Raw genomic sequence first — 22,066 nt, forward strand, 5'->3', positions numbered from 1 at the left:
GGCGAACGTGTGACCTAAATTGGTGCGTGTCCGGGAGGACGTGATGAATCTGGAAAGCAAATGGCTGGAGGACTTCAGTGCCCTGGCCGCCACCCGCAGTTTCTCCCAGGCCGCCGAGCGGCGTTTTGTGACGCAGCCGGCGTTCAGTCGGCGAATCCGCAGCCTTGAAGCCGCGTTGGGGCTGACCCTGGTCAACCGTTCGCGCACGCCGGTGGAGCTGACGGCGGCAGGGCAATTGTTTCTGGTCACCGCGCGCACCGTGGTCGAACAGCTGGGCGAAGTATTGCGCCATCTGCATCACCTGGAGGGCGGGCAGGGCGAAGTGATGCAGGTCGCTGCCGCGCACTCCCTGGCGCTCGGTTTCTTTCCGCGCTGGATCGCGCAGTTGCGCAACGAAGGTTTGAACATCGCCACGCGGCTGGTGGCGACCAACGTCGGTGACGCCGTGCATGCCTTGCGCGAAGGCGGCTGCGATCTGATGCTGGCGTTCTATGATCCGGACGCGGCCATGCAAATGGACCCCGAAATCTTCCCCTCGCTACACCTTGGCCACACCGAGATGCTGCCGGTCTGCGCGGCAGACGCCGAGGGCAAGCCGCTGTTCGATCTGGAAGGCGAGGGCAGCGTGCCGCTGTTGGCCTACAGCGCCGGTGCGTTCCTCGGTCGTTCGGTGAACATGTTGCTGCGCCAACGGGCGCTGCGCTTCACCACCATCTACGAAACTGCGATGGCCGACAGCCTGAAAAGCATGGCTCTTGAAGGCCTGGGCATTGCCTGGGTGCCACAACTGAGCGTGCGTGCCGAACTGGCGCGCGGTGAACTGGTGGTCTGCGGAGGGCCGCAATGGCATGTGCCGCTGGAAATTCGTCTCTACCGCTGCGCCCTTGTGCGCAAGGCCAATGTGCGGTTGTTGTGGCGCAAACTGGAAGGCGGAGCGGCGGGTTCTGCTTCCTGAGGGCGAAGCGTGATCAAGGCCAATCGAGTTGGCCTTGATCTGTCGAAAACGGCGTCAATCAGATCAAGGGTACTGATTGAGGTAATTGCGAATGTTCTCTTGGTTTTTCTTGCTGAAGACAAGCGCCGACTTTCCTGTGGTTTTGTACATTATCGATTTGTAGGTTCCGTAGTAGGTGGAAACGTTTTCATCGCTATCTTCATGAACGGCATCGAGCATATGCCCAACCTCATGGGATGCCGTTAATTTCGATGTGATCGAGGCAATTCCTAGCGCACCTTGTCTTCGAGCAACACCCAGCGTACTTTTATTGATGTCGTCGCGCGTTAATAGCAAATACTTGTTGATAGTGGCATCGTTAGTGTCGCTCTCTTGATTTTCCAGATGGGTAAGGAGGGTGTCTTGAAATTGACTTATCAAGAGCTCCATATTTTCGGATTTATAGTTGAAGCTACTTAATGTTGGGGCGTCTGAAGGTTGTATTAAAATAACGTCCATTGTGCGGCCTGAGATTCGGGAGACCGTATCTGCCAGCCAGTCGAAATAATCTTGGTGGAGCAAGTCTTCGTTAATGCCTTTCAGATCTTCGTGCAGGAAGACGTTAAGCTTGATCGGTCGTTTTGACATAATATAATCCATTGGTTTTTCAAATCATAAATGGCTCGAGTTGAAATTGGGGGATGCGTTGAAGTTTCAATACAGGCTGTCTACATAGTCCTTGATGCGCTTTCGATTTGCATCGCTAAATACCATGCAATTCGACCTGAGCTGCAGGGCTGGGAGCATGAAGGTTTCGCACCACCAACCGTTATACAAAACTTCGCCATCTTCATGATCGGCGTTGAAGGTGTGCCCCAGTTCATGGCCGACCCCTTGCTTGAAATCAAGAGACGCAATGGCGGCTCTTCCCGGTTGTGCATCCGCGATACCTCCAACGCCTCCGAATAAGGGATGGCCGTTAATCATATCGTTAGTGATCAAAAGCACTCTGTCGTTGCGAGATATTCGAAATTCCTTATCATCATTTTTTTTCTTTCTGTATTGCCAGGCAAGTTCTCTCCATTCCTTTATTACTTTCTCCCGGTCGGAACTTCTGTATTTGAAGTTACTGTATGGGGCTATGTGTTCATCAAAAACCACATGGGCCTTGCGGCCGGTGATGCTTTGAAACTCTTCAATGAAAGGATGAATGTAATCACCATGTATGCTGTCTCTTTTCGACTTGGGTATGTCGTCATGGAAGATGAAGTAAATCCAAATTGGATCGAGACGGTCGTCTTTCAACGGCGGGCTATCGTTAGCGTGAATATTGAGGCTCAAAAGTAATGCAGCTATAAAAGTCATGAATTTCATCAATGGGTTTTGCATTTCGATATCTCATTGTGAATCCGCCTTCAAACTATGTGAGGGGAATTGACGCATCTATAAATAGGTTGGGGCGATTATTAAAAATAACTGTCGTGCAGTTATATATCATCCGGCGCATGGGTTTGCTTTTGATAGTGTTTTAAATAGTATTGCGCAGGGCAGTGATCGAAGTTTATTGGTTTGAAGTTGTTAGTGATCTTCGAGGCTTCATTACTAACTAAAATTCTTGACCTTAGAATCAATAAACCGCTGTTTGGCCCCAGATGACAGATGGTCGCGACAGGGGCTGTTTATCTGTCGTATTGCGGTATACTGCGCGGCCTTCGGCCGGTTACGACCGGCCATAATTCGTACAATCAAGCCACGCATCCTGCGTGGCTTGTTGTTTTTTGATGCGCCTGCGGGCGCCCAGAGAGAAGAGGCACGACGATGAGTGCACTGGTTGGCGTGATCATGGGCTCCAAGTCCGATTGGTCCACCCTTAGCCACACCGCCGATATGCTGGAAAAGCTCGGCATCCCCTACGAGGTGAAAGTGGTTTCTGCCCACCGCACCCCGGACCTGCTGTTCCAGTACGCTGAAGAAGCCGAGGCGCGTGGCATCGAGGTGATCATCGCCGGTGCCGGTGGCGCGGCCCATTTGCCTGGCATGTGTGCGGCCAAGACCCACCTGCCGGTGCTGGGCGTACCAGTACAATCGGCAATGCTGTCGGGCGTTGATTCGCTGCTTTCCATTGTGCAGATGCCGGCGGGCATTCCGGTCGCCACCCTGGCCATTGGCAAGGCGGGCGCGATCAACGCGGCGCTGCTGTCGGCGAGTATCCTTGGCGCCAAGCACCCGCAGTTCCACGCGGTGCTGAAAACCTTCCGTGCTGAGCAGACAGACAGCGTCCTGGACAATCCAGACCCACGCATCGCCTGAGGTTGTTGACGATGAAGATCGGTGTAATCGGTGGCGGCCAGTTGGGTCGCATGTTGGCGCTGGCGGGCACTCCGCTGGGCATGAACTTCGCTTTCCTGGACCCGGCTCCGGATGCTTGTGCAGCCGCGTTGGGCGAACACCTGCGAGCCGATTACGGCGATCAGGATCACCTGCGCCAGCTGGCCGATGAAGTCGATCTGGTGACCTTCGAGTTCGAAAGCGTTCCGGCCGAGACCGTGGCCTTCCTGTCGCAATTCGTCCCGGTCTATCCGAGCGCCGAAGCGCTGCGCATCGCCCGCGATCGTTGGTTCGAGAAGAGCATGTTCAAGGACCTGGGGATTCCTACCCCGGCGTTCGCCGACATTCAGTCCCAGGCTGACCTGGACGCCGCCGTGGCTTCCATCGGCCTGCCGGCAGTGCTGAAGACCCGTACTTTGGGTTACGACGGCAAGGGTCAGAAAGTCCTGCGCACGCCAGAAGATGTGGTTGGCACCTTTGCCGAGCTGGGCAGCGTGGCCTGTCTGCTGGAAGGCTTCGTGCCGTTCACCGGTGAAGTCTCGCTGATCGCCGTGCGTGCCCGCGACGGTGAAACCCGCTTCTATCCGCTGGTACACAACACCCACGACAGCGGCATCCTCAAGCTGTCCGTGGCCAGCACCGATCACCCGCTGCAAGCCTTGGCCGAAGACTACTCCAGCCGTGTGCTCAAGCAACTGGATTACGTGGGCGTGATGGCGTTCGAGTTCTTTGAAGTCGACGGTGGCCTCAAGGCCAACGAAATCGCCCCGCGAGTGCACAACTCCGGGCACTGGACCACCGAAGGCGCCGAGTGCAGCCAGTTCGAAAACCACCTGCGGGCCGTTGCCGGTCTGCCGTTGGGTTCGACGGCCAAGGTCGGCGAAAGCGCGATGCTCAACTTCATCGGCAAAGTGCCTGAGACCGAGAAGGTCCTGACCATCGCCGATTGCCATCTGCATCACTATGGCAAGGCGTTCAAGGTCGGTCGCAAGGTCGGTCACGCCAACCTTCGTTGTGCAGACCGCGAGACGCTGAGGGCCCAGATTCTCAAGGTTGAAGCACTGATAGCCGAATAGTATTTATGTGCAACGGTGGAACCTTCAGGTTGCACCGTTCTCTCATGGCAGGTCACGAAAGTCTGACTAGGCTTTCCAATAGCGACTTCATTGAGAGGGGAATGCCATGGGAATTATCGGAACCATCTTTATCGGCTTGATCGTCGGTCTGCTGGCACGGTTCCTGAAACCGGGCGATGACAGCATGGGCTGGATCATGACGATCCTGCTCGGCATCGGCGGTTCGTTGGCGGCCACTTACGGCGGTCAAGCCCTGGGCATCTATCAGGCCGGCCAAGGCGCAGGTTTCATCGGTGCGCTGGTGGGCGCCGTTGTGTTGCTGGTGATCTACGGCCTGGTCAAAAAGAACTGATCCAGGCGACAAAGTCCTCTCGGCCGCACAAGCCGGGAGGGCTAGAATGCTCGGCGTTTCCTGATCCTTCCTATACCGAGCACCTTCATGCGCCGTCTTCTGCTGATTCTACTTTTGTTGGGAACGGGCCTTGCCCATGCCGGTGAACTGCCGGAAACCGACTGGCTCGAATTGATGCCCAAGTCGGACCAGAAGGCCCTCGAGGCCATGCCTGAAATCGACCACAACTCCCCTGAAGCCAATGGCACTTTCACCGACAAGGGTGGGATGAAGCAGGCCAAAGGCTTGCCGGCGGTGATGTACTCGACCAAGACCGTTGCGTCGATGAACGACAAGAACATCCGCATTGGCGGTTACCCCGTGCCGCTGGAGTCCGATGCCAAGGGCCGCAGTACGTTGTTCTTCCTGGTGCCGTACCCGGGCGCGTGCATCCACGTGCCGCCGCCGCCGCCCAACCAACTGGTGCTGGTGCGCTATCCAAAGGGCCTGAAACTGAACGATATCTACACGCCGCTGTGGGTCACCGGCACGCTGAAGGTCGAGAAGGTCAGCAATGACTTGGCGGATGCGGCGTATGCGCTGGATGCGGCGACGGTACGGGTGGTGAAAGAGTCGGATTTGTAACGCGCCGTCAGATGGCATGGCACAAAAAACTGTGGGAGCGAGATTGCTCGCGATGAGGCCATAACATTCAACATTCATGTTGCCTGTTACGCCGCCATCGCGAGCAAGCTCGCTCCCACATTGGTTTTGTGGTGTTGCTTAGAGCGGCTTGCTACCGACGCTCACACCCAGGGTATGGCTGGCCCCTGGTTTCAGGTTCACCACATCGTCCATCACGTTCGCCGTCTCGATGCACAGCATGCGCTGCCAACCGTCGTCGGCCATGTCGCTGAACGCGGCGGCGCGGTCGATCCATGGGTTCCAGATCACTGCGGTGCGCGAGCCCGTGCTGGTCAGTTCGATGCGTCGCTCCCAGGCCGGATCGACGATGCTCAGCAGTGGCGGGGCATCGAGATAGATGCGGTCGGTTTCGCCGGTAAAACGCAAATCACCGGTCTGGGTTACGGTTTTCCAGTTATCTAGGGTTTCGATGTACTTGAGACCGCCCACACCTTCGACATGCACCTCGCGCACATCGCTGACGGCAAAATAGCTGTGCAGCGCCTGGCTGATGCTGACGGTTTCAGCGCCCCGGTTATGGCTGGTCAGGTGGATGTGCAACTGCTCGTCGAGGCGAATGCTCAGCGTCAAGTCCACCTGGTGCGGCCAGCCAGGAAAGCCGCCGTCGGGGTAGGGCAGGAGGAATTCGACTTTCAGGCTTTCGCCTTCGGCTTCGATGCCGCCCAGCTCCCAATCCATCGCTCGCACGAAGCCGTGAGCCGACGGCGCTTCATTGCTGACGCGCATCGCCTGCACGCTTTGCGGGTTACGGTCGAAGACGCCGAACCACGGCCAGCACACCGGCACGCCGGCACGGATGCTCTTGCCGGTCTTGAACACAGCCTCGTCATTGAGCCAGATCAGCGGCGGCTGGCCGGCCAGTTGATAACTGAGGATGTGCGCGCCTTGCTGGGCCACCAGTAATTCAGCCTGACCGTGGCGAATTCGCCAGCAGTTCAGTTCATCCAGTTTTACGGCTTCAACATTGGGCGTGCTCATGGGACAGCTCTCGATCAGTAACGTGGACGACTATCGACCGCAAAACGGCTACCAGGTTTAGAAGTTCTTTCAGCGAGCCCGGGGCGGAACCGAACGGGTGCGACCGCTGCCGTCGATGGCAACGAACACAAACACCGCTTCGGTTACTTTACGCCACTCGCTGGACAGTGGGTCGTCGCTCCAGACCTCGACCATCATCTTGATCGAGCTGCGGCCGATTTCCAGGGCCTGGGTATAAAAGGAGAGCTGAGCGCCCACCGCCACCGGAACCAGAAACGCCATGCGGTCGATTGCAACGGTGGCAACGCGTCCGCCGGCGACCTTGCTGGCCATCGCGGTGCCTGCCAAATCCATCTGCGCCACCAGCCAGCCGCCGAAAATATCGCCAAAGCCGTTGGTTTCGCGTGGGAGCGCGGTGATTTGCAAGGCCAGGTCGCCTTGCGGGATCGGATCTTCTTGTTCGAGTTCTATCATGCCGGGGGGCCTCTGACCCGTGACTCTTCGTTGGTATTGCTGGTGGTAGCCGTCTTCGGGAAAAACGATTCAGCACCGAACATACTACGTTCGTCACGTTTTCCATCAGGCGCCTAAAGGGAAACTCTGCGAAATCGCCTATGAACCTGACAGGCGCTTTCGCACAGCAACCCCTCAAAAACCGGAGCAGGCTTTGAGTATATCGGTCGGTAGACTCCGCGACGACCGTCCGGTTCTCATTTTGACTGTCAAAAACGCACCTCTATGTGCTTTTTCGAACAATTTGCTATCGTGCCGGACCTGCCCAAACCTCAGCCAGCGTTGTTGAGGTAGCAGATCCGACTATAAGAGAAGCCCTTGCCATGACCACAGCGCCCTCGAGCATCGCGCAGCCAGACCAACCTGCACGTCCACTGACGCGCAACGACTACAAGACTCTATCGTTGTCGGCCCTGGGTGGCGCGCTGGAGTTCTACGATTTCATCATCTTCGTGTTCTTCGCTACGGTGGTGGGCAAGTTGTTCTTCCCGGCGGACATGCCTGAGTGGCTACGCCTGATGCAGACCTTCGGCATCTTCGCCGCCGGCTACCTGGCGCGGCCGCTGGGCGGCATCGTGATGGCGCACTTCGGTGACCTGCTGGGCCGCAAGAAAATGTTCACTCTGAGCATTTTCATGATGGCGGTGCCGACCTTGATCATGGGTTTGCTGCCGACTTATGCGCAGATCGGCATGTGGGCGCCTATCCTGCTGCTGTTGATGCGGGTGATCCAGGGCGCGGCCATTGGCGGTGAAGTGCCGGGTGCATGGGTCTTCGTTTCCGAACACGTGCCGCAACGGCATATCGGCTATGCCTGCGGGACCCTGACCAGCGGCCTGACGGCGGGCATCCTGCTCGGTTCGCTGGTCGCCACGGCGATCAACAGTATCTACACCCCGGTGGAAGTAGCGGATTACGCCTGGCGAATTCCGTTCCTGCTGGGTGGCGTGTTCGGTCTGTTCTCGGTGTACCTGCGTCGCTGGCTGCACGAAACCCCGGTGTTCGCCGAGCTGCAACAGCGCAAGGCCCTGGCCGAAGAAGTGCCGCTGCGTGCGGTGTTGCGTGACCATCGTGGCGCCATCGCCATTTCGATGCTGCTGACCTGGCTGCTGTCGGCCGCCATCGTGGTGTTGATCCTGATGACACCGACTGTGTTGCAGACGGTCTATCACTTCTCGCCAACCACGTCCCTGCAGGCGAACAGCGTGGCGATCGTGTTCCTGAGTTTTGGTTGCATCATTGCCGGCGCACTGGCCGATCGCTTCGGTGCGGGACGAGTCTTCGTGATCGGCTGTACCGCATTGCTGGCCAGTTCCTGGACCTTCTACCACAGCCTGGCCGATCATCCCGACTGGCTATTCCCGATGTATGCCCTGACCGGTCTGCTGGTCGGCACCATCGGCGCGGTGCCGTATGTGATGGTCAAGGCGTTCCCGCCGGTGGTGCGTTTCAGCGGCCTGTCGTTCTCCTACAACGTCGCCTACGCGATTTTCGGTGGTCTGACGCCGATGATCGTCAGCCTGTTGCTCAAAGAAAGTGCGATGGGGCCTGCCTATTATGTGGCAGTGCTGTGCGGGGTGGGGATCCTGGTCGGCGCCTGGCTATGGAAGAAAGGCCGTTGATCCGTTAGTAGTGGCAACGGCGGGCGCTGCGCTCTCGGCTAAATCCAGCCAATTCCAACATTTACAGTTACAACTGAAAGGCCAGCCTTCCGAGCGGAATGCTGGCCTTTCATCCAATTGTCATATTTCAGCCATAGAGTGTTCACACGGCCTGCTGATACTTGGCCCCGACTTAACACACCCTATCTGCTAGGAGTAAGGCATGAAACTGAAGCGTTTGATGGCGGCAATGACTTTTGTCGCTGCTGGCGTTGCGACTGCCAACGCGGTTGCCGCTGTTGACCCTGCTATCCCGAGCTACACCAAGACCACTGGTGTGTCGGGCAACCTGTCCAGCGTCGGCTCCGATACCCTGGCCAACCTCATGACCCTCTGGGCTGAGAACTACAAAAAAGAATATCCGAACGTAAACATCCAGATTCAGGCCGCCGGTTCTTCTACCGCGCCACCTGCGCTGACCGAAGGCACCGCTAACCTGGGTCCGATGAGCCGCAAAATGAAGGACAACGAGCTGCAGGCCTTCGAAACCAAATACGGTTACAAGCCAACCGCTATTCCGGTTGCCGTGGATGCCTTGGCCGTATTCGTGCACAAGGACAACCCGATCAAGCATATGACCATGGAACAGGTCGATGCGGTCTTCTCGTCCACCCGTCTGTGCGGCGGCAAAGCCGACGTCAAAACCTGGGGTGACCTGGGTGTGACCGGCGACCTGGCCAACAAGCCGGTTCAGCTGTTCGGTCGTAACTCGGTATCCGGCACTTATGGCTACTTCAAGGAAGAAGCCCTGTGCAAAGGTGACTTCAAGCCAAACGTCAACGAACAGCCAGGCTCGGCTTCGGTTGTGCAGTCGATCAGCTCCTCGCTGAATGGCATCGGTTACTCGGGTATCGGTTACAAGACTGCCAGCGTGAAGACGGTGGCCCTGGCCAAGAAAGGCAGCACCGAGTTTGTTGAAGACACTGAAGAAAACGCCCTGAACGGCAAGTACCCGCTGTCGCGCTTCCTGTACGTGTACGTCAACAAAGCCCCGAACAAGCCTTTGGCTCCGCTGGAAGCTGAGTTCGTGAAGCTGGTTCTGTCCAAACAGGGCCAGGAAGTTGTGGTGAAAGACGGCTACATCCCACTGCCAGCCAAGGTTGCTGCAAAAGCACTGGCTGACCTGGGTCTGGCGGAAGGCGGCACTGCAGTCGTAAAAAAGTAACAAATTGAGTCCGGGGTGAATCCTTCCGGACTCAAGTAAAAGGCCGGATCTGCTTGCAGGCCGGCCTTTTACACACCTCAAATTTTCGATCCTCTGCCAGTCCCGCTGGCGGTGGATTTGGTGCGTCACTGCATTGTCATCTTTCTGTCATACAGGATCGCTAGGGTGAGCGCATGAATGATCTGGCCAATTCCAACATGACTACTAATCCCCCCAAGCGAATTGACTTCAATACGCCTGAGCTGCAACGCAAGCGCCGCATTCGCGCGCTCAAAGATCGCTTCACCCGTTGGTACGTCCTCATCGGCGGCCTGGCGGTGCTGGCAGCCATCACCCTGATCTTCTTCTTCCTCGCCTATGTTGTTGCGCCGCTGTTCCAGGGTGCCGACCTGACCGCGAAAGAATCCATTACCCCGGCCTGGATGCAGGACGCTGGCAAGCCACTGATGATCTCGCTCGAAGAGCAGAATCAGGTAGCCATGCGCGTTTCCGACAAGGGCCAGGCGTTGTTCTTCGATATTGACAGTGGCGCTGAATTGAAGCGCGTCGATCTGTCGATCCCGGCCGGCACCACCGTGACCTCCATCGGTGAAGACCAGCCAGGTCACCCGCTGGTGGCCGTAGGTCTGTCCAACGGTCAGGCCCTGGTGTTCCGTCACACCTATAAAGTCAGCTACCCGGAAGGCAAGAAAACCATCACCCCGGCCGTCGAGTACCCGTACGGCGAAACGCCAATCGCGGTCAACGAAGCCGGCGGTGCGCTGGAACACGTCAGCCTCAACGCCAATGATTCGACCCTGATGCTGGTCGGCTCCACCGGTTCGCAACTCAATGTTCTGTCGCTGACCAGCGAAGAGAACATGATGACCGGCGAAGTCACCAACGAGCAGAAGCGCATCGAACTGCCGCAAATGACCGAGCCGGTGAAGAATATTTTCGTCGACCCGCGTCAGCAGTGGCTTTACGTGGTCAACGGGCGTGCCCAGGCCGACGTGTTCAGCCTGCGCGACAAGAGCCTCAACGGTCGCTACAAACTGCTTGAAGACGGTGAGGCTCAAGTCACCGCCAGCACCCAACTGGTGGGCGGCATCTCGCTGATCATCGGTGACTCCAAAGGTGGCCTGGCCCAGTGGTTCATGGCCCGCGACCCCGATGGCGAACAACGCCTGAAGCAGATCCGCACCTTCCAGATGGGCACCACGCCTATCGTTGAAATCACAGCTGAAGAGCGCCGCAAGGGCTTCGTCGCCCTCGACGCTTCCGGCAAGCTTGGCGTGTTCCACAGCACTGCCCACCGCACCTTGCTGGTGGAGCCGGTCGCAGAAGGCCAAGGCGTTTTCGGTCTGTCGCCGCGCGCCAACCGCGTGATCGTGGAAGCCGGTGGCAAGTTGCACCCGCTGCTGCTCGACAACCCGCACCCGGAAGTCTCGTGGAGCGCGCTGTGGAGCAAGGTCTGGTACGAGAACTACGACGAGCCTAAATACGTCTGGCAATCGACCGCCGCCAACACCGACTTCGAACCCAAGCTGAGCCTGTCACCGCTGACCTTCGGTACCCTGAAAGCCGCGCTCTACGCCATGCTGCTGGCCGCTCCACTGGCCGTTGCCGCTGCGATCTACACCGCGTACTTCATGGCTCCCGGCATGCGCCGCAAGGTCAAGCCGGTGATCGAGCTGATGGAAGCGATGCCGACGGTGATCCTCGGTTTCTTCGCCGGCCTGTTCCTCGCGCCCTATGTTGAAGGGCATTTGCCGGGCATCTTCAGCCTGCTGATGTTGCTGCCAATCGGCATCCTGGTCGCCGGCTTCACCTTCAGCCGCCTGCCTGAATCGATCCGCCTGAAAGTCCCGGATGGCTGGGAAAGTGCGCTGCTGATTCCAGTGATCCTGTTTGTGGGCTGGCTGTCGCTGTACATGAGCCCGTTCATGGAGAACTGGTTCTTCGGTGGCGACATGCGCATGTGGATCTCCCACGACCTGGGCATCACCTACGACCAGCGCAACGCCCTGGTAGTGGGCCTGGCCATGGGCTTCGCGGTCATCCCGAACATCTACTCCATCGCCGAAGACGCCGTGTTCAGCGTGCCTCGCGGTCTGACCCTGGGCTCCCTGGCTCTCGGTGCCACACCGTGGCAGACCATGACCCGCGTGGTGATCCTCACCGCGAGCCCGGGCATCTTCTCGGCGCTGATGATCGGCATGGGCCGTGCGGTCGGTGAAACCATGATCGTGTTGATGGCCACCGGTAACACCCCGGTCATGGAAATGAACCTGTTCGAAGGCCTGCGCACCCTGGCGGCCAACGTTGCAGTGGAAATGCCCGAATCGGAAGTCGGCGGCAGCCACTACCGCGTGCTGTTCCTCTCGGCGCTGGTGCTGCTGTTGTTCACCTTCGTCATGAACACCCTCGCAGAACTGATTCGTCAGCGTCTGCGCAAGAAATACTCGTCGCTTTAAGAAAGGTAGAAGTCTGTGAAACAGAACTCCCTGAAAGGATGGTTCAAGAGCGGCGCCCCCGGCGTCTGGATCAGCGGTGGCGCGGTGTCCATCGCGGTCATCATGACCATTGGCCTGCTGGCAGTGATTGCCGTGCGTGGCCTGGGTCACTTCTGGCCGGCGGATCTGATCCACGCCAGCTATGACGTGCCGGGCCAGGGCCAACACCTGGTCATTGGCGAAGTGGTGCAGAAAGAAGAAGTGCCACGTGCCCGACTGAAGAGCGCCGGCCTGCCGGTGCCTGACGAAGGCCCGGAGTTCATGACCCGCGAGCTGATCAAGGTCGGCAACCGTGATCTGAACGGCAACGACTTCACCTGGGTCGTCGGCGAGTGGCTGACCAACCAGACAACCCCGGTCGAGTTGATGGCCATCGAGCGTCGCGAGTGGGGCAACTTTTACGGCTACCTCGTTAACGTCAAACAGGACGGCAAGGTTATCGCCGAGGGGGAAGCGGCATGGACTGAGCTGCAAGCGCGGATCGACCGCGTGAACAAGCTTGCTGCGCAACTGAAGTCACTGGAAAAGAGTGATATTGGTGCGATCAACGCAGGTCTGGAGCGCATCCGTCTGCACGGCCGCAAGCTGGAGCTGGAAGGCAAACTCGACGCAACCGCACAAGCGGACATGGAATCCGAGCGCGCTGAGCTGAACGCCCGCTATCAGGATATCGAAGCGCGTCTGACTGACTTGCATGCACAGTTCAACCGCGACGCTTTGACAGCCCGCGACGCCAATGGCAAAGAAATCGAAATCAGTCTGGGCAAAGTGGTTCACGCCTACCAGCCGAACGCCATGAGCACCTTCACCAAGATCGGTTTCTATTTCAGCAAGATCTGGGAGTTCCTGTCCGACGACCCGCGTGAAGCAAACACCGAAGGCGGGATCTTCCCGGCGATTTTCGGCACCGTGATGATGACCCTGATCATGGCGATGATCGTGACTCCGTTCGGCGTGTTGGCAGCGGTTTACCTGCGTGAATACGCCAAGCAGAACGCACTGACCCGAATCATCCGCATCGCGGTGAACAACCTGGCGGGTGTTCCGGCGATCGTTTACGGCGTGTTCGGCCTGGGCTTCTTCGTCTATGTGCTGGGCGGCTCGCTCGACCGTCTGTTCTTCCCGGAAGCACTGCCGGCACCGACCTTCGGTACGCCGGGTCTGCTCTGGGCCTCGCTGACCCTGGCGCTGCTGGCGGTGCCTGTGGTGATCGTGGCTACCGAAGAAGGCCTGGCGCGGATTCCTCGCACCGTGCGTGAAGGCTCGTTGGCCCTCGGCGCGACCAAGGCTGAAACCTTGTGGAAGATCGTGCTGCCGATGGCCAGCCCGGCGATGATGACCGGCATGATCCTCGCCGTGGCCCGCGCCGCGGGGGAAGTGGCACCGCTGATGCTGGTGGGTGTGGTGAAGCTGGCGCCGTCGCTGCCGGTGGACGGTAACTACCCGTACCTGCACCTGGACCAGAAGATCATGCACCTGGGCTTCCACATCTATGACGTCGGCTTCCAGAGCCCGAACGTCGAAGCCGCGCGACCGCTGGTGTACGCCACGGCGTTGCTGTTGGTGCTGGTGATCGCGACATTGAACCTGTCGGCGGTGTACATCCGTAACCACCTGCGCGAGAAGTACAAGGCGCTGGATAGCTGATTTCCAATGTGGGAGCGGGCTTGCTCGCGAAAGCGGTGGGTCAGGCAACATTGATGTTGAATGTGCCGGCCTCTTCGCGAGCAAGCCCGCTCCCACACTGGACCGCGTCCACCGGAATATTGATGGGAACTGCAATAAGCAGCGTTCCGAACCGAATTTGTTAGCACAGGGAGCCTCCCATGCAGCACGAAGCACATACCCACGGCATCAACATGTCGGCGCTGGGTCGCGACAAACAGAGCCTGAACCTCGAGCAGGAAACCGTAGCCATCGAAGTGCCGGGCCTGAGCCTGTTCTACGGCGAAAAACAAGCGCTGTACGACGTCAGCATGAACATCCCGAAACAGCGCGTGACCGCCTTCATCGGCCCGTCCGGCTGTGGCAAGTCCACGCTGCTGCGTACCTTCAACCGCATGAACGACCTGGTTGACGGCTGCCGCGTTGAAGGCGAGATCAACCTGTACGGCAACAACATCTATCGCAAGGGCGAAGACGTGGCCGAACTGCGTCGTCGCGTCGGCATGGTGTTCCAGAAGCCCAACCCGTTCCCGAAAACCATCTACGAAAACGTGGTTTACGGCCTGCGCATCCAGGGCATCAACAAGAAGCGCGTCCTCGACGAAGCCGTCGAGTGGGCGTTGAAAGGCGCGGCACTGTGGGATGAGGTCAAGGACCGTCTGCACGAGTCGGCACTGGGCCTGTCCGGTGGTCAGCAGCAACGTCTGGTGATCGCCCGCACCATTGCCGTGGAACCGGAAGTACTGTTGCTCGACGAACCGTGCTCGGCACTCGACCCGATCTCCACGCTGAAAGTCGAAGAGCTGATCTACGAACTGAAATCCAAGTTCACCATCGTGATCGTGACCCACAACATGCAACAAGCTGCGCGGGTGTCCGACTACACCGCGTTCATGTACATGGGCAAACTGGTCGAGTTTGGCGACACCGATACCCTGTTCACCAACCCGGCGAAGAAGCAGACCGAAGACTACATCACTGGTCGGTATGGCTAGTTGAGGCCGCCGCGAGCTACAAGCTGCAAGCGGCAAGAAAGAAGCGGTGCGATTCCAGGACTTGTACATAACTGCTTGAAGCTTGCAGCTTGAAGCTTGCAACTTTCGCGGAGCGAAAAAGATGATTAGTAAAGAAGGCCTTACCCACCACATTTCCGCGCAATTCAACGCCGAGCTTGAAGAGGTGCGCAGCCACCTCCTGGCCATGGGCGGGCTGGTGGAAAAGCAAGTCAACGACGCGGTGACCGCGCTGATCGAGGCCGACTCCGGCCTGGCACAGCAGGTGCGCGAGATCGACGATCAGATCAACCAGATGGAACGCAACATCGACGAAGAATGCCTGCGCATTCTGGCCCGTCGTCAGCCGGCAGCGTCCGACCTGCGCCTGATCATCAGCATTTCCAAGTCGGTGATCGACCTGGAGCGCATCGGTGACGAAGCGACCAAGATCGCCCGTCGTGCCATCCAGCTGTGCGAAGAAGGCGAAGCGCCGCGCGGTTACGTCGAAGTGCGTCACATCGGCGACCAGGTGCGCAACATGGTCCGCGATGCACTGGACGCCTTTGCCCGTTTCGACGCCGAACTGGCCTTGTCGGTGGCGCAGTACGACAAGATCATCGACCGCGAATACAAGACTGCCCTGCGTGAGCTGGCTACCTACATGATGGAAGATCCGCGTTCCATTTCGCGGGTTCTGAGCATTATCTGGGTGCTGCGTTCGCTGGAGCGTATCGGCGACCACGCGCGCAATATCTCGGAGCTGGTGATCTACCTGGTACGCGGCACCGACGTGCGGCACCTGGGTCTCAAGCGCATGAAGGAAGAAGTCGAAGGAACAACCGGCGAAAGCGCTAATGTTCCGGGCAAAACTGACGATAAGTAAGGTTGCCCAAGTAAAGCGCCCGGCCTTTTGGCCGGGCGTTTTTGTTTGAGCTTCACGAATTCGAAAAGCAGCACCCCGCGAACGAAAAGTCCGGCGTGACTGAAGGTTTTTGGCAATGTGCCATCAGCAAGGCGGTATGCTGGCCGGGATTTTTTAAAGGGGTTTTGGATGAGTAAGGTCAATGTGTTGGTCGTGGACGACGCGTCGTTCATTCGTGACCTGGTGAAGAAGTGCCTGCGCAACTATTTCCCGGGCATGCGGATTGAAGACGCGATCAATGGCAGAAAGGCTCAGGCCATGCTGGCCAAGGAAGCCTTCGACCTGGTCCTGTGCGACTGGGAAATGCCGGAAATGTCCGGCCTGGAACTGCTGACCTGGTGCCGCGAGCAAGACACCCTCAAAACAATGCCCTTCGTGATGGTCACCAGCCGTGGCGACAAGGAGAACGTTGTCCAGGCGATCCAGGCCGGAGTTTCCGGTTACGTCAGCAAGCCGTTCACCAACGAGCAACTGATCACCAAGGTCAAGCAGGCGCTGCACAAGGTCGGCAAACTCGACGCCTTGATCAACGTAGCCGCAACCAAAACCAGCCCTGCCTTCGGTAACGACTCCCTTGCCGCCTTGACCGGTGGCAAGGCACCCGTAGCGACACCAACGGCCGCACCCGCACCGTCCAAAGGCTTGCTCAACAGTCCACCGGTCAAGACGCCTGCGACCTCCTCGGCACCCACCAGTGGCCGTGGCCAGGGTCAACTGCGTTTGCCGAATGGCATCGCGCAATGTGTGATCAAGGCCTTGAGCCTCAAGGAAGCCCTGTTGGTGGTCAAACGCACCGAGACCCTGCCGCAGATCCTCGACAGCGCCGTGCTGGATCTTGAGCAGGGCGACAACGCCGAAATCGCCCGCCTCAACGGTTACCTGCACGCCGTCGTGGCCCACGAACCGAAGCCCGACAGCGACTGGCTGCAACTGACCTTCCGCTTTGTCGACCAGGATGCGCAGAAGCTCGATTACATCTCCCGCCTGATTGCACGGGGTACGGCGCAGAAGCACTTTGTTCCTGGCGCTTGATATAGGGCCGCCTGACAGTCCGCTTTCGCGAGCAGGCTCGCTTCCACATTTGTAATGCGTTCTCTTGTGGGAGCGAGCCTGCTCGCGAAGGGGCCATCACTGTTACCGCACATCTGCTGAACACCTTTTCTGAAACAACTGCCGACTACCCGGGTCCATTGCAGCTGCTAGGCTCAATCCCAGATCTCACTCGACAGAATCCTTGCTCATGTTCACGCGCCTGCTGTTTTTATGTGGCTTGTTCATGGTCGCCACCTCGGCCGTGGCCATGACCATCTACAAGTCCAAGGACGCCTATGGCGTGGTTTCCTACAGCGACCGCCCCAGCAAGGGCGCCCATGTGTTCGTTTTTCGCGATGGCATGGTCGAGCACCTTGAGCGTCAGGTGCGCCTCATCATCATGAAGAAGAACGGCGTGCACAGCGTGTACGTGCGCAATGACCTGTATGCGCCGGTAGAAGTCGAATTGAGTTTTGCCGGGGTGAAAAACGCCAGCGGCGTGCCGGGCGGGACGATTCGGCGGGTGATACCGCTACGCAGCAGCGTTCGTCTGGCGCGGCTCACGGCGACTAAAGGCGGGAGGCCCCTCGCATACGTCCCGAAGTTCAAATACTCCCTGGGCGACCCCTCTGGGCCCACGGTGGGCTATCGGTACCCGTTGCCCTGGCGTGGTGGACCATTCCGGATCAGTCAGGGCGCCAATGGCCCCTACAGCCACTTCGGGCCCAAGAGCCGATATGCCATAGACATCGCAATGCCTGAGGGCACGCCGATCATTGCCGCGCGAGGCGGGGTGGTGGTGAAAACCGAGAACAGGCAGAGCGGGCGCGGCACCGATGCTTCCGGCAATTTTGTGCGGGTGCTGCACGATGACGGGACCATGGGTGTTTACCTGCACCTGAAGAAAGGTTCGGTCTGCGTTCGGGAAGGTCAGCGGGTAACGGTAGGCAGTGCGTTGGCGTTGTCCGGCAACACCGGCAACAGCACCGGGCCGCATTTGCACTTCGTGGTGCAGCGCAATACCGGGCTGGGGCTGGTCTCGATTCCGTACCAGTTCAACCAGCCGGTGGGTGCGCTGCCCAACTTTGCGTTGGGCGGGAAGTGAAGTTTTCGGTGATCAACTGTGGCGAGGGGGCAAGCCCCCTCGCCACAAAATGCCCTTCAGCCGCAGATCAATCCAGCATCAACACCTTGGCCAGAACGATCTTCGGCCCTTTCATCTTCTTGATGATGATCCGCAGGCCTTCGACTTCCAGCACTTCTTCCTCTTCCGGAACGCGCTTGAGGCTCTCATAGACCAGCCCGGCAAGGGTTTCGGCTTCGACGTGGTCGAGGTCGATGCCCAGCAACCTTTCAACCTTGAAAAGTGGCGTATCGCCCCGCACCAGCAGCTTGCCCGGCTGATACGCGAGGATCCCGCGTTCGGCCTTGCGGTGTTCGTCCTGGATGTCGCCGACCAGCACTTCCAGCACGTCTTCCATGGTCAGGTAGCCGATGATGTTGCCGTCGGCCTCTTCGACCACGGCGAAGTGCGAGCCGCCCTTGCGGAACTGCTCCAGCAACTGCGACAGCGGCATGTGCCGCGACACGCGCTCCAGCGGGCGGGTCAGTTCGGCCAGGTTGAACGACTCGGGAATGTGGTCCAGCGCCGCCAGTTCCAGTAGCAGATCCTTGATGTGCAGCAGGCCGACGAACTCCTGGCGCTCGCTGTCGTACACCGGGTAGCGGCTGAACTTGTGGCGACGGAACATCGCCAGGATCTGCTTGAGTGGTGCGTTGAACTCCAGGGTCACCAGGTCTTCGCGGGAGTTGGCCCAGTCGACCACTTCCAGTTCACCCATTTCCACTGCCGAGGCCAGCACGCGCATGCCTTGGTCGCTCGGGTCCTGGCCACGGCTGGAGTGCAGGATCAGTTTCAGTTCTTCCCGGCTGTAGTGATGCTCGTGATGCGGGCCGGGTTCACCTTGCCCCGCAATGCGCAGGATAGTGTTGGCGCTGGCGTTGAGCAGGTAGATGGCCGGGTACATGGCCCAATAGAACAGGTACAGCGGCACGGCGGTCCACAGCGACAGCAACTCGGGTTTGCGGATGGCCCAGGATTTGGGGGCCAGTTCGCCGACCACGATGTGCAGGTACGAAATGATGAAGAAGGCGGTGAAGAACGAGATGCCTTTGACCACTTCGGCCGACTCGACGCCGACTGCGCTCAACACCGGCTCAAGAATGTGGGCAAACGCGGGTTCACCGACCCAGCCCAGGCCCAGGGAGGCGAGGGTGATACCCAATTGGCAAGCCGACAGGTAAGCATCGAGCTGACTGTGCACGGTGCGCAGGATGTGCCCGCGCCAGCCGTTTTTGTCAGCGATGGCCTCGACCCGGGTCGAGCGCAATTTGACCATGGCAAATTCCGCCGCAACGAAAAATCCGTTGAGCAAAACCAGGATCAGAGCAAAAAGAATCATGCCGAAGTCGGCGAAAATTGTAGCGAGGGTCAAGCCAGGGGAAGGGTCCATGATGGAGTTTTGCGGGTTCCGTATATTCGAGAGGGAAGTAAAAAACCGCGCCTGAAAGGCAGGCGCAAGTCAGCCAATGTAGCGGCTGACCGGCCAGTTGCCTAGTGGCGCGTGCTGGCCGGTATCAGTCAGCGGTGCTGATAACCCGTGATTTGGTGACCTGGGCCGGGGCAAAGTGGCAGGTAAAGGTACTGCCGTGGCCCGGCACGCTGCTGATTTCCATGCGTGCCCGATGTCGTAACAAGACGTGTTTGACGATCGCCAGCCCCAGGCCGGTGCCCCCGGTGTTGGAGTTGCGGCTGGAGTCGACGCGATAGAAGCGTTCGGTCAGGCGCGGCAGGTGTTTGGCATCGATGCCGATCCCGGAATCCTGGACGCTCAGGTGCGCCCCCTGGTCATCGCCCCACCAGCGAATGCGGATATTGCCTTCGGCCGGGGTGTATTTCACCGCGTTGAACACCAGGTTGGAAAACGCGCTGCGCAACTCCGCTTCGCTGCCCTTGAGCAGAATCGTCGGGTCGGCTTCCAGGGTGATTTTCTGGTTTTTCTGGCCAGACAACTGCTGCGCGTCACTCTTGATCGATTGCAGCAAGCCGTCGATCGGTACCGGCTGGTTGTCCGACGGATAATCGGTGGCTTCCAGCTTGGCCAGCAACAACAGGTCGTTGAGCAGGGTCTGCATGCGTCCGCCTTGTTGCTGCATCTGCTGCAAGGCACGACCCCAGCGCGGGTTCACCTCGTCGACGTTATCGAGCAAGGTTTCCAGGTAACCGCAGATCACCGTCAACGGCGTGCGCAGTTCATGGGAAACGTTGGCGATGAAGTCTTTGCGCATCTGTTCCAGCTGATGGATGCGTGTCACATCGCGCACCAGCATCAAGTGCTCGTTGTTGCCGTAACGGGTGATGTACAGCTGGATTCGTACACGGTCGTTGGTCGGCGAAGGGATTTCCAGCGGTTCGGCGTAACTCTCTTGCTCGAAATATTCCTTGAAGCGCGGATGACGCACCAGGTTGGTCACCGGTTGGCCGCTGTCCTGTGGCGTCTTGAGGCCCAACAGGGTTTCGGCGGCGCGGTTCCACCATTCCAGGTTGCCGTCGGTGTCGAGCATGATCACCGCATCCTTGAGCGCGGCGGTGGATTCCTGAACACGGTCGATCACCGCTTGCAGGCGCCCGCGTACCCGTTGGTCGCGGCGTTGCAGGTGGTAGATGCTGTCGAACACCTCGCCCCACAGGCCGTAGCCGTCGGGTGGTGCTTCATCGGGTTTGTGCAGGCGCAGCCACTCGTGCAGACGCAGCAATTGCTTGAGGGTCCAGGCCAGGTAAAGACCCAGGCCTGCGGCGAGGCTCCAGCCGTAATAGCCGGTAATCAGGCCGATCACCAGGCAGGCGGTGACCAGCAGCAGCATGTGGCGAATCAGGGTGCCATGCCAGTTTTGGTTCACTTGACGCGCGTCCTTGTCAGCTTGTCGGGCGGTAGAGGTCCGGGTCAGGCTTTGGTAGAAAAGCGGTAACCGGTGCCGCGCACGGTTTGTACCAGATTTTCGTAAGCATCGCCGAGGGCTTTGCGCAGGCGACGAATGTGCACGTCGACGGTACGCTCTTCAACGTAGACGTTGCCGCCCCAGACCTGATCCAGCAACTGGCCACGCGTGTAGGCGCGCTCCTGGTGGGTCATGAAAAATTGCAGCAGGCGGTATTCGGTCGGGCCCATCTCGGCAGGACGGCCGTCGATGGTCACGCGATGGCTGATCGGGTCCAGCAGCAGGCCGCCGACTTCGATTGGCGCCTCGCCATCGGTCGGGCCGGCACGGCGCAGTACGGCCTTCAGGCGCGCTACCAGCTCACGGGGGGAAAACGGCTTGGTGATGTAGTCGTCGGCGCCGACTTCCAGGCCCTGGATCTTGTTGTCCTCTTCACCTTTGGCGGTGAGCATGATGATCGGGATGTCCCCGGTCAATTCATCACGCTTGAGACGACGGGCCAGCTCGATGCCGGACGTGCCGGGCAGCATCCAGTCGAGCAGGATCAGGTCCGGTTTGCGGTCGACGATAATGGCGTGGGCCTGCTGGGAGTTTTCAGCCTCCAGGCAGTCATAGCCGGCCATTTCCAACGCAACGGCGATCATTTCGCGAATAGGCGCTTCGTCGTCGACGATCAGAATGCTCCTGCCAACCATGCCCTTAATCCTCTTGTCATTTAACTGTCTTGCGCCGCATTAGATAACGGAATTATTGCAGTCGTGTGACAGTATTTTAGTCGGTCGGCGATTGGCTGGATCCTGGGCTAAGCTTTAAGTCCGAATCCTGACAACCACAAAAGGAAGGTTTCCATGAAGCAAATCTCGCAATCCTTCAAGGCTCTGCTACTGGTTGCGGCGTTTTCCTTGCCGACCATGGCCTTCGCGGCTGAGCCGGCGATGATGAAAGACGGCATGATGGTCGACCATAAGGGCATGACCTTGTACACGTTCGACAAGGACACTGGCGGCACGTCGGTATGCACCGGTGAGTGTGCAAAACACTGGCCGCCGCTCAAGGCTGAAGCGGGTGCCAAGGCTGAAGGTAAATGGACAGTCGTCCAGCGTGACGATGGCACGATGCAATGGGCCTACGACGGCAAGCCGCTGTACTACTACGACGACGACAAGAAACCCGGAGACAAGACGGGCGACATGAAGAACAAGGTCTGGCACGTCCTCCAAGGGCCGAAGATGTAAGACATCTCATGTAGGAGCGAGCTTGCTCGCGA

At 58.8% G+C, this 22,066-nt stretch carries 21 protein-coding genes; 14 read left to right on the forward strand and 7 right to left on the reverse strand.

Annotated elements, in window-relative coordinates:
- Window positions 1–43 precede the first annotated feature (43 nt).
- Entirely contained in the window at window positions 44–955 is a 912-nt protein-coding gene (locus AC1RS8_RS03635; protein WP_090452193.1) for a LysR substrate-binding domain-containing protein, read from the forward strand.
- Window positions 956–1,018: 63 nt separating this feature from the next.
- Here AC1RS8_RS03635 and AC1RS8_RS03640 read toward each other — a convergent pair whose 3' ends face one another.
- Together AC1RS8_RS03640 and AC1RS8_RS03645 are read right to left on the reverse strand one after the other, a co-directional pair.
- Complete coding sequence (locus AC1RS8_RS03640; RefSeq protein ID WP_489339472.1) at window positions 1,019–1,582, reverse strand: hypothetical protein; 564 nt, start codon at window positions 1,580–1,582, stop codon at window positions 1,019–1,021.
- Between the two features lie 66 nt (window positions 1,583–1,648).
- On the reverse strand, window positions 1,649–2,323 hold the full coding sequence (locus tag AC1RS8_RS03645; protein WP_489339471.1) for a hypothetical protein: 675 nt from the start codon (window positions 2,321–2,323) through the stop codon (window positions 1,649–1,651).
- Between the two features lie 429 nt (window positions 2,324–2,752).
- Here AC1RS8_RS03645 and purE point away from each other — a divergent pair, with 429 nt between their 5' ends.
- The 4 genes from purE to AC1RS8_RS03665 all read left to right on the forward strand — a co-directional run bounded on the left by purE (window position 2,753) and on the right by AC1RS8_RS03665 (window position 5,314).
- Window positions 2,753–3,244: a 5-(carboxyamino)imidazole ribonucleotide mutase gene (gene purE, locus AC1RS8_RS03650; protein ID WP_046038893.1), complete on the forward strand. Its 492-nt coding sequence runs from the start codon at window positions 2,753–2,755 to the stop codon at window positions 3,242–3,244.
- 11 nt (window positions 3,245–3,255) lie between these two features.
- Complete coding sequence (locus AC1RS8_RS03655) at window positions 3,256–4,338, forward strand: 5-(carboxyamino)imidazole ribonucleotide synthase (protein ID WP_489339470.1); 1,083 nt, start codon at window positions 3,256–3,258, stop codon at window positions 4,336–4,338.
- A 106-nt stretch (window positions 4,339–4,444) separates the two neighbouring features.
- Window positions 4,445–4,690 carry a GlsB/YeaQ/YmgE family stress response membrane protein gene (locus AC1RS8_RS03660; RefSeq protein ID WP_007928514.1) on the forward strand — a complete coding sequence of 82 codons (246 nt, stop codon included), beginning with the start codon at window positions 4,445–4,447 and terminating at the stop codon, window positions 4,688–4,690.
- 87 nt (window positions 4,691–4,777) lie between these two features.
- Window positions 4,778–5,314 carry a DUF3299 domain-containing protein gene (locus AC1RS8_RS03665; RefSeq protein WP_489339469.1) on the forward strand — a complete coding sequence of 179 codons (537 nt, stop codon included), beginning with the start codon at window positions 4,778–4,780 and terminating at the stop codon, window positions 5,312–5,314.
- Window positions 5,315–5,452: 138 nt separating this feature from the next.
- On the opposite strand, the gene AC1RS8_RS03670 is transcribed toward AC1RS8_RS03665, so the two are convergent.
- Together AC1RS8_RS03670 and AC1RS8_RS03675 are read right to left on the reverse strand one after the other, a co-directional pair.
- Window positions 5,453–6,352 (reverse strand): D-hexose-6-phosphate mutarotase, encoded by a 900-nt coding sequence (locus tag AC1RS8_RS03670; protein WP_489339468.1) that lies wholly within the window; start codon window positions 6,350–6,352, stop codon window positions 5,453–5,455.
- A 69-nt stretch (window positions 6,353–6,421) separates the two neighbouring features.
- Window positions 6,422–6,826 carry an acyl-CoA thioesterase gene (locus AC1RS8_RS03675; protein ID WP_007942704.1) on the reverse strand — a complete coding sequence of 135 codons (405 nt, stop codon included), beginning with the start codon at window positions 6,824–6,826 and terminating at the stop codon, window positions 6,422–6,424.
- Window positions 6,827–7,188: 362 nt separating this feature from the next.
- On the opposite strand from AC1RS8_RS03675, the gene AC1RS8_RS03680 reads away from it, so the two are divergent.
- From AC1RS8_RS03680 to AC1RS8_RS03715, 8 genes are all read left to right on the forward strand, one after another.
- Window positions 7,189–8,487, forward strand: coding sequence for an MFS transporter (locus tag AC1RS8_RS03680; RefSeq protein ID WP_057712720.1), 1,299 nt, complete (start codon window positions 7,189–7,191; stop codon window positions 8,485–8,487).
- A gap of 202 nt (window positions 8,488–8,689) precedes the next feature.
- On the forward strand, window positions 8,690–9,691 hold the full coding sequence (locus tag AC1RS8_RS03685) for a phosphate ABC transporter substrate-binding protein PstS (protein ID WP_057712721.1): 1,002 nt from the start codon (window positions 8,690–8,692) through the stop codon (window positions 9,689–9,691).
- Between the two features lie 422 nt (window positions 9,692–10,113).
- Window positions 10,114–12,147, forward strand: a complete 2,034-nt coding sequence (locus AC1RS8_RS03690; protein ID WP_489340652.1) for an ABC transporter permease subunit — start codon at window positions 10,114–10,116, stop codon at window positions 12,145–12,147.
- A 15-nt stretch (window positions 12,148–12,162) separates the two neighbouring features.
- Complete coding sequence (gene pstA, locus AC1RS8_RS03695; protein ID WP_489339467.1) at window positions 12,163–13,833, forward strand: phosphate ABC transporter permease PstA; 1,671 nt, start codon at window positions 12,163–12,165, stop codon at window positions 13,831–13,833.
- A 179-nt stretch (window positions 13,834–14,012) separates the two neighbouring features.
- The gene (gene pstB / locus AC1RS8_RS03700) at window positions 14,013–14,846 is read left to right on the forward strand and encodes a phosphate ABC transporter ATP-binding protein PstB (protein WP_007971742.1); all 834 of its coding nucleotides are present in this window, start codon (window positions 14,013–14,015) and stop codon (window positions 14,844–14,846) included.
- Between the two features lie 121 nt (window positions 14,847–14,967).
- Window positions 14,968–15,729 carry a phosphate signaling complex protein PhoU gene (gene phoU, locus AC1RS8_RS03705; protein ID WP_057712724.1) on the forward strand — a complete coding sequence of 254 codons (762 nt, stop codon included), beginning with the start codon at window positions 14,968–14,970 and terminating at the stop codon, window positions 15,727–15,729.
- Window positions 15,730–15,897: 168 nt separating this feature from the next.
- Entirely contained in the window at window positions 15,898–16,800 is a 903-nt protein-coding gene (locus AC1RS8_RS03710; RefSeq protein WP_154860877.1) for a response regulator, read from the forward strand.
- A 208-nt stretch (window positions 16,801–17,008) separates the two neighbouring features.
- Window positions 17,009–17,905, forward strand: coding sequence for a peptidoglycan DD-metalloendopeptidase family protein (locus AC1RS8_RS03715; protein WP_090452177.1), 897 nt, complete (start codon window positions 17,009–17,011; stop codon window positions 17,903–17,905).
- Between the two features lie 67 nt (window positions 17,906–17,972).
- Here AC1RS8_RS03715 and AC1RS8_RS03720 read toward each other — a convergent pair whose 3' ends face one another.
- The 3 genes from AC1RS8_RS03720 to phoB all read right to left on the reverse strand — a co-directional run bounded on the left by AC1RS8_RS03720 (window position 17,973) and on the right by phoB (window position 21,494).
- Window positions 17,973–19,313 (reverse strand): hemolysin family protein, encoded by a 1,341-nt coding sequence (locus AC1RS8_RS03720; protein WP_007975205.1) that lies wholly within the window; start codon window positions 19,311–19,313, stop codon window positions 17,973–17,975.
- Window positions 19,314–19,437: 124 nt separating this feature from the next.
- Window positions 19,438–20,724 (reverse strand): phosphate regulon sensor histidine kinase PhoR, encoded by a 1,287-nt coding sequence (phoR, locus tag AC1RS8_RS03725; protein WP_256355771.1) that lies wholly within the window; start codon window positions 20,722–20,724, stop codon window positions 19,438–19,440.
- 80 nt (window positions 20,725–20,804) lie between these two features.
- A complete protein-coding gene (gene phoB, locus AC1RS8_RS03730) occupies window positions 20,805–21,494 on the reverse strand; it encodes a phosphate regulon transcriptional regulator PhoB (RefSeq protein ID WP_003229608.1) in 690 nt (229 codons plus the stop codon).
- Window positions 21,495–21,647: 153 nt separating this feature from the next.
- Here phoB and AC1RS8_RS03735 point away from each other — a divergent pair, with 153 nt between their 5' ends.
- Window positions 21,648–22,034 carry a COG4315 family predicted lipoprotein gene (locus tag AC1RS8_RS03735; protein ID WP_090452175.1) on the forward strand — a complete coding sequence of 129 codons (387 nt, stop codon included), beginning with the start codon at window positions 21,648–21,650 and terminating at the stop codon, window positions 22,032–22,034.
- The last annotated feature ends 32 nt before the right edge of the window (window positions 22,035–22,066 follow it).

The sequence above is a fragment of the Pseudomonas sp. GW821-FHT12A04 genome (assembly GCF_058807755.1).